The sequence below is a fragment of the Rhodococcus sp. 05-2255-3B1 genome (genome assembly GCF_002258545.1).
Taxonomy (GTDB): domain Bacteria; phylum Actinomycetota; class Actinomycetes; order Mycobacteriales; family Mycobacteriaceae; genus Rhodococcoides.
Genome location: NZ_NOZC01000008.1, coordinates 15,730 through 27,991, shown reverse-complemented (window position 1 = coordinate 27,991; position 12,262 = coordinate 15,730). Strand labels below are relative to the sequence as shown.

Annotated in this window: 14 protein-coding genes; all 14 read right to left on the bottom strand. The window is 60.9% G+C overall.

Going from position 1 to position 12,262, the window contains the following annotated elements:
• Nucleotides 1-113 precede the first annotated feature (113 nt).
• On the bottom strand, nucleotides 114-686 hold the full coding sequence (locus tag CH249_RS07960) for a hypothetical protein (protein ID WP_032364821.1): 573 nt from the start codon (nucleotides 684-686) through the stop codon (nucleotides 114-116).
• Between the two features lie 465 nt (nucleotides 687-1,151).
• Complete coding sequence (locus tag CH249_RS07955; protein ID WP_143544376.1) at nucleotides 1,152-1,409, bottom strand: hypothetical protein; 258 nt, start codon at nucleotides 1,407-1,409, stop codon at nucleotides 1,152-1,154.
• A 50-nt stretch (nucleotides 1,410-1,459) separates the two neighbouring features.
• Nucleotides 1,460-1,789: a transcriptional regulator gene (locus CH249_RS28185; protein WP_032364819.1), complete on the bottom strand. Its 330-nt coding sequence runs from the start codon at nucleotides 1,787-1,789 to the stop codon at nucleotides 1,460-1,462.
• Nucleotides 1,786-2,115, bottom strand: coding sequence for a hypothetical protein (locus tag CH249_RS28180; protein ID WP_212555970.1), 330 nt, complete (start codon nucleotides 2,113-2,115; stop codon nucleotides 1,786-1,788). The genes CH249_RS28185 and CH249_RS28180 overlap by 4 nt, the downstream gene beginning before the upstream one ends.
• Before the next feature lie 406 nt (nucleotides 2,116-2,521).
• Nucleotides 2,522-3,358, bottom strand: coding sequence for a hypothetical protein (locus CH249_RS07945; RefSeq protein ID WP_052049293.1), 837 nt, complete (start codon nucleotides 3,356-3,358; stop codon nucleotides 2,522-2,524).
• Between the two features lie 390 nt (nucleotides 3,359-3,748).
• Nucleotides 3,749-3,901, bottom strand: coding sequence for a hypothetical protein (locus tag CH249_RS27825; RefSeq protein WP_155290193.1), 153 nt, complete (start codon nucleotides 3,899-3,901; stop codon nucleotides 3,749-3,751).
• A complete protein-coding gene (locus CH249_RS07935) occupies nucleotides 3,898-5,097 on the bottom strand; it encodes a hypothetical protein (RefSeq protein ID WP_032364816.1) in 1,200 nt (399 codons plus the stop codon). Before CH249_RS07935 ends, CH249_RS27825 begins: the two co-directional genes overlap by 4 nt.
• A 208-nt stretch (nucleotides 5,098-5,305) precedes the next feature.
• Entirely contained in the window at nucleotides 5,306-5,740 is a 435-nt protein-coding gene (mce, locus tag CH249_RS07930; protein ID WP_015586177.1) for a methylmalonyl-CoA epimerase, read from the bottom strand.
• Between the two features lie 312 nt (nucleotides 5,741-6,052).
• On the bottom strand, nucleotides 6,053-6,808 hold the full coding sequence (gene meaB / locus CH249_RS07925; protein WP_015586176.1) for a methylmalonyl Co-A mutase-associated GTPase MeaB: 756 nt from the start codon (nucleotides 6,806-6,808) through the stop codon (nucleotides 6,053-6,055).
• Complete coding sequence (locus CH249_RS07920; RefSeq protein WP_015586175.1) at nucleotides 6,805-7,260, bottom strand: cobalamin B12-binding domain-containing protein; 456 nt, start codon at nucleotides 7,258-7,260, stop codon at nucleotides 6,805-6,807. The genes meaB and CH249_RS07920 overlap by 4 nt, the downstream gene beginning before the upstream one ends.
• A complete protein-coding gene (gene ccrA / locus CH249_RS07915) occupies nucleotides 7,257-8,579 on the bottom strand; it encodes a crotonyl-CoA carboxylase/reductase (protein WP_015586174.1) in 1,323 nt (440 codons plus the stop codon). The genes CH249_RS07920 and ccrA overlap by 4 nt, the downstream gene beginning before the upstream one ends.
• On the bottom strand, nucleotides 8,563-10,407 hold the full coding sequence (locus tag CH249_RS07910) for a condensation domain-containing protein (protein ID WP_094682967.1): 1,845 nt from the start codon (nucleotides 10,405-10,407) through the stop codon (nucleotides 8,563-8,565). The genes ccrA and CH249_RS07910 overlap by 17 nt, the downstream gene beginning before the upstream one ends.
• Entirely contained in the window at nucleotides 10,404-11,987 is a 1,584-nt protein-coding gene (locus CH249_RS07905; protein ID WP_015586172.1) for an AMP-binding protein, read from the bottom strand. The genes CH249_RS07910 and CH249_RS07905 overlap by 4 nt, the downstream gene beginning before the upstream one ends.
• A complete protein-coding gene (locus tag CH249_RS07900) occupies nucleotides 11,984-12,244 on the bottom strand; it encodes a phosphopantetheine-binding protein (RefSeq protein ID WP_032382025.1) in 261 nt (86 codons plus the stop codon). The genes CH249_RS07905 and CH249_RS07900 overlap by 4 nt, the downstream gene beginning before the upstream one ends.
• Between the last annotated feature and the right edge of the window lie 18 nt (nucleotides 12,245-12,262).

The following is a 12,262-nucleotide window of genomic DNA, read 5'->3' as shown; positions in this document are numbered from 1 at the left end:
GGGCTCTCATGCTCGGACGTGGCTGATCGGATGGGTCGACCACCCCTGGGTGCGGTGCACGGATCGAAGCGGGATCGAGGCAACGCACCCAGGGGCGAAAGCGTTGACGGGTCTCAGAGCGCTGAGGTCACCAACGCAGCAGTCTCGGTTCGCTCGAAGTCGCCCTTTCGATTCAGGTCGAAGCCGTAGGAGATCGCATCGGGGACGACGTAGAGCACGACCCCTACTTCGGTCGCAGCTGCGACGTTGGCGTACCCGACTGCGTTGAGGACGCCGGCCACATTGATCTCTACAGCGATGTTGGAGTCGTGGTAGAAAAATCCGTCGGTATGGACATCTCCGCCGGACTCACTCGCGCCACTTTGCGCGGCCAACGTCTTCAGATCAGCCGAGATGGTGTCGATACCCTTCTGAGCCTGGTAGGGATCGTTCGCCTGAACGGCGTGGGTCACCGAGGAGTGGAAGTTCGGATCGACAGAGACCAGGGCATCGGTGAGTTGGCCGATCTGTTCGTCAGTGGCGGTAGGTGCTCCTTCGACCTTGAATTTGGCGGCGACGTCCGGATGGTCCTGCGCCGCACGGCCGCTGGCGAGCGCGAGTAGCCCCACCACGTCCTGGTCGGTGTATTTATCCTGCTTCGGACCGGTCGCCGATGCGGCCTGCACCGGCGCGTCGTGAACGGTCAAGGCCTGAGCAGTCCCTACTGCCCCGAGACTCAGGACCACCAGCGGGGCGGCAATAGCGGCGGCGACTTTAACTTTACGTGGGAACACAATTCATCCTCGAAGGGTGTGTTTCGACGAGACCCCTATACCGGCGGGCGACGCCGAGGCGGCTTCGATCGACGGGTTCGCCGACTCGAGCGCTCGATTTGCCACGCCGATGACCGCGTGGACCACCCCAGACCGTGCCGACTACGCAGCTCCACGCAACTGCTATCGCGCACCGATTTCCCCACCATGCCTACGCAGCAACGGCACATGCGGGTCGCCTGGCCGGTTCGCCGATGGACAGTCCGTCGGCGAACAAAACAAACCGAACAAGCTGATACTAACGACGAGACAGGCGGGTGTAAACCTTTACGAAGGACTAATTAACGAGACAAACGATCCGAATGGGACGACTGACGTGAAACCTCGCTATTGGGATTTCTACGGCTCGATGATGTTGAACTGTGCAGAGTTTCGCACTCCCAGGCGTGCAGTGATGCGACTACCGATTCGATGGTCGAGTAGCTTTTCGCTCAATGCGAGGCGCTGCGCGGGCCGACCTCGGTAGTGAAAGTAGACGCCGATTCGGTTGGCGGTAGACGGGATCTCGACGTCGTTGGTGCCCCAGTTCAATTCGTGGCCGCGCCCATCGACTTCGAGGCCAGGTTTGGTGAACAACGCGTGAAACCACGTATTCACCCACGCTGGCTTCACAGAGACAGTTGCAGTAATGGTGTCGACGGGAGAAGTCATGTGGGTTGCTCACCTTCCGGTACGAACTTGATGATGTCCTGCAGGGCTTGCATGTGTTCACCGAGCGCGGTACGTCCGCGGTCGGTGGCCCGTATCCATGTGCGCGAGTACCGAGCGGTTCGACCCTTCTCTACCGCAACGTACCCGGCCGCTTCGAGAGCTGACACATGTTGAGAAAGTAGAGAATCACTGATCTGAAGTGCCGATGCGAGGATCTTGAACTCCACCGCAGCCACACCTTCCCTCGACGCAGCCGCCAGAATCGACAGTCGAATCGGCTGGGTCAGTGCTCGATCGAGTTGGTGCCGTGGATGATCGACCGTCACGACGTTCGCACTCCGCGCACCGACACCAACACCGGGACGACGGCGACGATACCTGCGCCGGCCAGTACCAACGCACCGGATGCGACCGCCAGTATCAAGCCATGGGGCGCTATACAAAGAGCGATCGTGGCGACGCCGATCAACACCGTTCCGACGGTGGTCGACCCGGAGGAGTCCCGTCCCGGTGGCAATGGGACACCAATCGACTTGCCTATCAACAGAATCGCGCATATCGCCAGAATCGCTACAGCGGCGGGCAACCAGACCCAGCCAGGCTCGACGAACCCCATTACTGCATAACCAGCCGCCGCGACCACCACTGCCACCGACGAGAGCGTAAGTGAACGCCCACGGGATGAGGCACTGCGGTGATGGCTGCCGATTCGGCGTGAAGCCTGCTCGGACTCGAACAGCGCTCGCGCTGAGTCGAATTGCTCGGACATTTTTGCCTCCCTAGCTGATCTCCCACGAGCCTAACCGCTACTTTAAGATTCGTAAAGTAGTAATCCTCAGGGGACAGCGGCGACCAGAAATCAATCAACTGATTGCAACAACACTTCACTGGCTAGAGAACTTCGGACCGGACTTTGAGCGGCACCCCGTCACGGAAGGATCCTCCAGACGAGCCAGCCACGGTGAGCGCGACGCTGACCAAGACTCTCTGAGGGGGATCGACAACGAGGCGTGTGGGCGGATCGAAAGTGACGGGCCAGTTCTCGTACATCTCGGGGCTCACTGCGCGACCGCCAGACCGTGTGGCCGGTGCAGGACGGCCGCGTCGACGCTGGTCGGGGTCCACCGCAGGCCCTGTTCGCCGAACGTGGGCGCGGTGAGGGTGTAGCGGCCGGTGCGCTCGGCGATACCGCGCCCGTGCACGGTGGTCTCGAGGGTGATCGACCGGATACGGCCCCTGCCCTGCTCGATTCCGCCGTACGCGACAGGCCGCGAGGAGATTGCCAGGTCGAGACCGGGCATGCGTCCGTTCGTGATCGCGAGAATTCCTGCGTGCGTACGGTTTCGGGCCAACAGGGCACGCGCCCGGGTTGGCGGAACATCGCGTCCGTGCACGGTCGTCACGACCAGATCGAGGCCCTCGATACAGATGCTCGCAGCGTCGAGGGGGTCTGCTTGGCCTGGGTCGATCAGGTGGATTTTCGACAGGTCGCCGCCCTGCTCGTGGACGGCGAGGAGTCCGAACTTCGACTGCCCGATCAATGCGACGTGGTGGCCGGCCGCGCTGGCTGTAGCGACGAGACCGACGAGGATCGATCCGGCACCGGTAATCGAGATGGCCGTTCCGCGGGCCAGCGCACCGCGTGGGAGGAGTTCCGACAGTGGCGTGGGCACGGGGATGGTGCGCAGGGTCTGTGAACGCACAGGGCCGCTGAGGGTCTGTTCGTCGGCGGGCGGGGCCGTTGGCTGAGATGGGGCGAACAGGGATGCGTCGACGGGCTCGATGGGTGCGTGGACACGTCGTCCGGGGATCGCGGCCATGCTGCGTCGGAGCGCGGCGAGCTGTTCGGCCTTGCCCAAGCCGGTGAGGTCCCCGATTGCGTCGACGGTGGCCATGTGGATCGACCTTTCGCGCGCCGGTAGGAACCACCACACCGTATCGAACGCATGTTCGATTGTCGAACGTGCAGGTGGGCGCGTTCAGCGGTGGAGGGTGTGAGTGTCGAGGTCGTCTGCCGTGAAGGTCCAGGCGAGATGCCGGTATAGGTGAAGCGTTCGTTTCACCTGGTCGAGGGCGCTTACGACGGCCGGGTCGCTGGGGTCGCGCCCCTCGTCACGGATGGCTGCGCACTCGTCGTCGTCCATGCTGTGTTGGACGCACAGCGCTGCTTTGTGGTTCCCAGGCAACAGTCATTCATGTGAATGACTGGACGAGCTGCGTCGTTCTTTCCGGCATGACGGTGCATCGGTCTTCTCGAGCCTGCGCCGCGGGGTTCCGATCTACGTCTAGTTCGACGCGTCGGCCTCGGGGGCGGTTGCTGCGTCGTAGATCAGGTCGTCCGAGCCGTGGTAGCGGTAAGCACGCTGTCCACTGGGCAGAGTCACCCAGCCCGCCTGGCCGTGATCGGCGTCCGGATCGAAACTACGGTCGTTGGTCATTCAACACTCTCATTCTCCGCAGGCGGGCGCACCACAGTCACCTTGCTCTTGACGACAATCGGGGCATCCGCGGGCCCCTGCAAATGCTCATCGATCCACATGGGTAGATGACGCTTCTGCGATGGATACCAATGCCGACGCCAATGCCCCCGAACGACGTGGCGGTGCGAGAGCTTGCCAGATCCTTCCGACGATGAAGCACTGGATGCAGGCCGCGGCTGCCGGTACGACAAATACGTCACCTCACGCATCCGCTTGACTACGCCGTCGTTGTCTCGCATGCGCGCCGACTGCTGGCGGGTGGACTCCACGAACTTGTTGCCTCGCAGCATGTTCACCATCGAGAAGAACGTTCGCGCAACGTAATCCAGGTCATTCATGGCGGTCACGGAATGCGCAGGTTCGTCGGGACCGACGTCCGTGAAACCCGCGCCTCCTGATCGGTTCGGTGCACTGGGCGCAGCATCGGATTCGGCTGGGCTGAGCTGGACCTCGGCGAAAGGAAACACCGGTAGGTAGTCGTTGACGACGCGGTACAACCGGTTTCCGTCAGTAGGAATTGCCCCGTCGGCCCGCGCCAACCACCACCGCAAAGCAGGAACGGTAAGCATGGCCATCAGGAGAACATCGGTTCCACTTCCACTGTCGCGACCTGTCTCGTTCCACACCAGGACCCGCCCGTGGTCGGGCACTCCATCCGCTGGAGCGAGATAGAGAACTCCTCTGCTCGAGGGAAGATCTGCCACGGTCACAGCAACATCATGGTCTCGATCGGCACTCTGGCCGGCCTCGATCAACGCAGTCATCTCCGGCGTCGCATAGTAGGCATACCGGTCCGCCGTCGACGCGCGCAGAAGGAAGTGGCTGTAGTAGAGCATCTGGAACCAACGGAAGGGCTGCAGGCCGACATCGTGCGATTCCGGTTCGTCATCGAGCCAGAAGGGCAAGTGCTTGTGGGGCTCCCGCGCGACAACTTCGACCGGCAGCTTCGTCATCCGGGACAACCTGTGGAGCATCTCGCCCACGTCGGTCGGGTCGGACCGAAACCGGATGACGTCGTAGCCGCCCTTAAGGAATTTTCCCAGGTAGGTCTCCACCGGCCAGGCTGCGGCCTCGATGGCCTCGAGCACAAGGGGCCACCGCGCCGCGGTGACCTTTGCTTCCAGGACCTCGGCGGCCTGCCGGCGGATACGCATGTCGACCGAAAATTGTTGCCCTGGAACGAACTCACCGTCGAATCCATCACGGCGAACCCGAGTGCCCTTCGCATTCCGAGGCTTCTGCCCTCTTCTATCCGAACGCCGCGCCAATTTTCCCATCCCGCCCCCTCGTCTACCACTCCATGGCACAAATCCGCATCAACACTCTGACGATATGGACCATCGCAACATTAACTGGCAGTTGTCATTCGGAGTCTGGTGTTGCGGCGGTGACGAGTTCAGTCAAGACCCCGTGGCAATCCTTTGGGTGCAGGAAGTTGATTCGGGACCCCATTGAACCTTGTCTCGGCTCGTCGTAGAGTGCCCGGACGCCCTTACTCCGTATGGCTTCTGTTTCGCCACTCACGTCGTTCGTGCCGAATGCGATGTGGTGGACGCCTTCTCCGTTCTTGGCCAGCCACTTGCCTACTACTGAGTCGTCCCGGGTCGAGCCCAGCAGCTGGAGGTACGAGGCGTAACCGTCCGGGGTCTCGTTGATCTTCAACATCGCTTCACGGATACCCTCCTCCTCGTTCGATTCCAGGTGAGTAACCTCGAATCCATAGGTGGCACTGTAGAATTCGACGGTTTTGTCGAGGTCGAAACAAACAATCCCGATATGGTCAATTCGAGTCAGCATGCCTACAGTCCACCGCATAACTGCTCGCTATGCAACATGCTGACATGACCGAATCCGCTTGTCTGACTGATATTTACAAGATCAGTCAATCTGAACTCTGCCAACAGTCCCTACTTTGCTTGGTTGCCTAGGTCGTCAAATTCAGCCCAACCCTTGACTCGGGCCCAGTTCAAGCCGCTGCGCAGGTGATTTCGTGCCATGCAGGTGTCCCCGTCGATGTCGCAGACTTCGATCACCTAACGGTGGCCCAAAGCTTCGCTGCTTTGCAAAGCGCGGCAGAGGTAATGACTGGAGGAACGATCTGCTCCAGCTCTACGTCATAGGAGATTTTCGCTTGGCCTCAAGGGCTCTAACTACCTCGGCGGCCCCTTCTTGACGGCTGGCGGTAGTCGTCACAATGGGGACGTCGCGTTGACCAAGCTCGATCACGGCCTGGAGTTCGCGAAGTACTGCGTGGACTCCGTTCTGATCTGCCTTGTTTACGACGTAGAGGTCGGCGATTTCCAGAACACCAGCCTTGGCCATTTGGATGCCGTCACCTGCTCCAGGCGCTAGAACAACGATGGTGTCGTCCGCGATTGATGCGATTTCCACCTCTGACTGCCCGGTTCCGACCGTCTCGATCAAGATCCTGTCAAATTCGATCTCAGACAGGATCGCGATCATTGTCCTGGCCGTGGCCGAAAGTCCTCCGAGATGGCCACGACTGGACACTGACCGAATGAAAACTCCGGGATCATCTGAGTGCTCCTGCATACGGATGCGGTCACCGAGGAGCGCACCGCCGGTTATCGGCGATGACGGATCAAAGCAGAGCACTGCCACGCGCTGACCCCGCTTGCGGTACTCGGCGATAAGACATGAAATCAACGTCGACTTTCCGACACCAGGAGGACCTGTCAAGCCAATCACCGTACAGGCGGTTCGGGGGTGGTCCGGTGCAGCCGGAGAGATGACGTCAACCTCAGTGATGGCGTAGTTCTCCGCGCGAGTCATTAGTTGCGCCAGCGCCCTGATATTGCCTTGCCGTGCAGACTCCAAGGTCTGACAGTTCTGGTGCCTCGTCACTCCGTCTCCTTGAGCGGATGTAGGTTCGTTTGTGCCCAACGGGTGATCTCCTGAAGGGAATCCCGAGAGGTAAAGACCCGGAGCACTCCCATTTCAGCGAGCTTGCGTGCGTCTCCAGGTGGAATGACGCCGCCACAGAAGATGGGTATCTCCATCGCGTTATTCTCGGCCAACAGCTCGATTACGCGGGGTACCAGTTCCATGTGAGCGCCCGATAGCAGTGACAGACCGACAGCGTCGGCACCCTCTTCCAAAGTGGTGCGGACGATTTGCTCGGGTGTCTGACGCAATCCGGTGTAGATAACTTCCATGCCGGCATCACGAAGTGCGCGCGCCACCACTTTGGCACCGCGATCGTGGCCATCCAGCCCAGGTTTGGCAACCACCACTCGGACACGATGCACGCGGCCTTCGGCCTTTCCTGCGTCGAAGCTCGGGTTCGGAGCTGTCATGCCGTCACCAGCGGTGTGATCCGCGCCTCGCCGATCCGGGAACGCAGGTCGACGTCGGTGACACCGAGCCCACTCGAGGGTGCTAGGCAAAGTATGCCAACTTTGCCGAGGTGCTCGTTTAGTTGAATCCTGCGTGCGGCTTCTGGTGTCTCTTGAAACGGGTGCACTTCAGACAACATAGGTTGCACTTGGCCGCGCTGGATGAGGCGGTTCGTCTGCCACTGCTCGTACAAATTCGCCCCGTGGCTGCCTACTATTCTTTTCAGGCGCATCCACAAGTAGCGGTTGTCGAACGTGTGTTGGTAACCCGTGCTCGATCCACAGGTGACGATTGTGCCGCCGCGGCGGGCCACGAATACCGAGAGGCCGAAGGTCTCGCGGCCAACGTGCTCGAAGACGATGTTCGGATCCTCTCCGATCTCTCGCCTGATGATCTTGCCCAGCAGTTTTCCTGCCGCGACGGTGGCGTCCGGGTCAGCGGAAATCTCACCGATCTCGCGCCGATCGATGACCAGCTCACAGCCAAGCTTGCGGGCGACCTCGGCTTTTGCGTCCGAGCTGACTATGCCGATTGGTATGCCGCCGCCGTTGCGGACGAATTGCACGGCGTAGCCACCGAGGCCACCCGCCGCGCCCCAAATGAGGACTACATCGCCTTGACGCATGTTGGCACCGCGCTCGCTGACGAGCATCCGGTAGGCCGTTCCCGCGCACAATGGGTTGCTGGCAGCCTCTTCCCAGGTGAGGTGCGCTGCCTTGGGTAGTAATTGACTCGCGCGGACGACCGCATAGTCAGCGAGGCCTCCGAAGTTTGTCTCAAACCCCCATGCTCGCTGCTCGTGGCCGAGCATGCCGTCGTGATGGGTGAGCGGTTCCTGGTCATCGACATGAGCCGTCCCTACGGCGACATGGTCCCCGACCTTCCACTTGCGCACACCGGCCCCGACGCGCACGATCACCCCGGCTGCGTCCGACCCCAGTACGTGGTACGGCTGGTCGTGACGAGAGGCCCAGCCGCCCTGTTTTGCGTAGTGCCGCAGGAAGTTGAAAGTGGGGATCGGCTCGAAGGTAGCGGACCAGATTGTGTTGTAGTTCATCGCCGCTGCCATAACAGCGACCAACACCTCATCAGGAGCAAGTTCCGGCATGGGCACACTGCCGAGGTGAATCGACTTTCGAACGTCTTTGTCCTCGACGCCGGCGAAAATCTGGATGTCTTCTACATCTAGGTAGGCGGCGTTGTATTCAGGTGGGACGGGAAGGCTCTCAAGTACGTCCGGAGAGGCACCCGCGATTACAGCTTCAGAGAGTTCGTTCATTGTCATCCTTGTTCGTCGGTAGGGTGTCGGTACAGGTGATTTTGATACGTCCAGGCAGATCACTGGCGTGCAGAAAAGTCCGCAGATGTGCTCGGATTTCTCGTGCGCTCGGGACATTGCGAGTTGGTCCAGACACACTGAGCACCGCGGTGTCGGTACGGCCCCTCACCAGCTGCACTTCCGCCTCTCGTACCCAAGTGTGGGTTCGGGCGACGCGGGCGACTGCGGAGGCATCAATGAGGCTTCGGGTGCGGATCCACCGACCCTCCCGAGGTCCTAGGTGTCGCATCTCGCCGTCTGCCGCGACGTACCCACAGTCGTCGGTGCAAACCTCGCGGCCGTCGGCGAGATGAACCCAGATCGTGCCCGCTATACAACAGGGCAGTAACTGTTCCGACCGGCCACGCACGGTGAATCTCACACCGTCCGATGGCATCAAGCGCGGAGGGTGGGGAGCGTCGTCGTTACATAGTGTCCCCGCGCGGACGCCAGCACAGATGTACGGGGTCCCCGCGCCGGCTGCTCGGGGCCGGACTTTGCTCGTAGAGCTGACCAAGGATGTTTCTCGGTCTGAAGCGAGATCTGTGACAGCAGTGCGAAAATCGGCAAGAAATATTTCTGCTTCCGCTGCACCCATCAGATCCTGGCGATAGTCGAGCCGCACCCGGCACTGCGGCCAGTGCGCACGGATCTGCAGCGTTCTGGCCAAAGCAGCGTTTGTGTTTGGCGTGAAAAACTCCCACTCCGAACGTAGGCCGGGGATTTCCAGGTCAAGTTGGGCTGGCGGACGGGGAAATGACAGGCCGAGCTCAGTACTGAGCCGAGCGAGGGGTCTGCCGGGCACACCGGACACCAGGTCCACGAACGGGACGCGGCGATAGCGAGCCAAGTGTGTGAGCGCCCGGCGGGCCGAGGCAACGGATTTTTCCGTCGCCATCTGGCGGGAGGTTTCGATGGATACGGGGACCACGTTGGTTTGCAAGCCGGCGAAATGTCCGGTGTGTTCGTCACTGACGTCCGAAGCCACAGACAACACCGGATCAATGTTGTCGTAAGCCGTCATTTGTCGAGTGAGCGCTGCGAAAAGCATCGTGAATGTGCTCACCTGCAGGTTTTGAGCGATCGCGCGAAGGGCGGCAACCGCTGAGGGCTCCAGTTCGATTGTCGGCGAGGCAGCAATGGACCGCTGCCCCAGACGGCCGCCCTCGGGAAGTGTCAAGGGCATCCGTTTGTCGATAGCAGTACGCCAAAATTCGATGGCCTCCGCGGTGACTGCCTCCGTGGCAACGGGCGTACTGGGCGCGGCCAGCGGCGTCGGATTCACTTGATGGCCGATTCTCAGTTTCCCCAGATAGTTCGAGAAATCGCGGGCGACAATAAACTTGCTGCGCCCGTCAAAGCCGGCGTGATGAGCCTCGAAGACCATCGAGCAGCGGTTGGGAGCATGGGTTAGAAGTTGGAAACGAATTGGTGCCTCGGTGGCTAGGTCCCAGCGCTTGTCCTGTTCGCGCTGCTTGCACCATTCTCGGACCGCCGCCGACTCGGAGCCGTCTTCGCATGGGATAGTGGCGCGCTCGAAAGAACATGCCTCAAGTGCCGGCAGGACGCACTGGCGCAACTGTCCCCGCACAAGCCGCAGCACCGACCGCAGCGGCTCGTGTCGTTCAAGCACGGCGCGCGCAGCGGCCTCGAGGTGATGCTCGTCAAGTACACCGCGAAAGGTCGCCACGAAATATCCGCCGCCACTAATCGAGGGATCAATCGTGGCTTCGGCCCAGAGTGCGTATTGGCCCGCATCGGCGGGCCTATCGTGCAGGATTGTGGTCATTCGTCACCGCCCTGACTGTGTCGGCGACGCCGCCGGCAGTCATCTGCGATGAGCTCAGCGACTCTCTCACGATTAACCTTCCCGCTGGGGGTCCTGGGCAGTTCGGGCAGTTCCGTCACCGAAACAGGGACCGAAACCTCGGGCAGTACCTTGCGTAGTCGCTTAAGAGCGTTGGCCTCGACTGGGCCGGTGCAGCCCTCACGAAGGACTACTGCGGCGCGCAGGCTGGCATGGCCGGACTTAGTCACCACCATGACCGTCGCCGCTGCAGCGAAGTCGGGAGCTGTTAGCAACTGCGCATCGATTTCTAGGAGATCAACGCGGATTCCCCGCACTTTGATCTGGCTGTCCATTCGGGATAGGAAGCGCAAGCCGCTGTCTGTCAGCTCCACCAGGTCACCGGTACGGAAGGCTCGGGTGTTACCGGCTGGTGAGGGAAGGATGCTGACGTAGCGCTCCACTGTCAGCTCGGGACGCCCCAGATATCCATCCGACAATGGATTTCCGGATACGAGAAGCTCTCCGATGTTCGGAGTTTCTGGAACTTCCGGCGCGATGAGTAGTTCGCATCCCGGCAGGGGTTCGCCGATTGGTGGCAGATTGGGCCAGGCATACGGATCGGGCCCCAGGATGTGCGAGGTCACCATGGCGGATTCGCTTTGTCCGTAGTGGTTGACCAGCCGGCAGCCGGGCATACATGCGAACATTGCGCGAATATCTTCCGAGCACACTACTTGCTCACCGGCGGTATTTACCTCGACCAAGCACAGTTGCGCCAGCATGTCCCGCTGGGCCGTCACTGCCAGCATCTGCAACGCAACGAATGGGACGAACAGCCGCTCGATTCGTTGATCGGAGAGCCATCGAAGCAATTGGGCTGGTTCACGGCGTAGCTTCTCCGGCATGATCGCAAGCGTGCCGCCGCCGCACAGCGTGCCCAATATCTCCTGGAACGAGACGTCGAAATTTAGCGGGGCGAACTGTGCGGTGCGTAGTTCGGGGTGGGGTGAGTGGGATGTTTGCCAATCGACCATTGTGTCGATGCAGAGATGGTTCAGCGCTACGCCCTTCGGCCAGCCGGTCGATCCGGATGTGTAGATGATGTAGACCGGAAGTGCGGCATCGCACGCGACGGCGCGCAGGTCGATCGGTTGGGTTACTCCGGGGGGCAGCCCGATGTCGACCAGCGGGGCGTGGTGGTTCACACGTGATCGCGTGGTGGCGATTAGGGCGCGAGGTGCGCAGTCATCCACCATGAACTGAATCCGTTCCACGGGGTACTCGGGGTCCAACGGGACGTACGTCGCTCCATGCAGCAGCACCCCGAGTAATGCAGCGACTGCACCCGCGCCTCGCGGAAGCGATACCGCAACCCGGTCTCCTACGTTCACGCCGGCCAGCGTCAAGTTGGACGACACCGTTTGCGCCCAAGCTGCCAGTTCTCCGTAGGTGTACGAACGATCGGCGTCGACTACAGCCGTACGCCCCGGATCGTGGGTGACACGGCGAACAAATCCAGTTAAGTGACAATCGGGTGTCGCCGGACCTCCCCACAGTGACTTGAATTTTGGGGCGGTCATGCATCTTCTCCCCGCGGCGCTACCCCTGCTAGTTCTTCATCAACGGCCTCCACGAATTCTTCGATGGTGGGGTTGTTAAAAATTAGATGCAATTCCGCTTGCAGCCCATACTCCCGCTGGATAAGGGCAAGGATTTTCGCGGCCGTGAGCGAATCACCGCCCAAATCGAAGAAATTGTCATCGAGCGTGAGATTTTCTTCGCCGAGAGCCCGTTCCCAGAAACTCGTAATAGTGGTAGCCATCCGTTGTTTGCTCATATTTCTCTGCTCCCCATC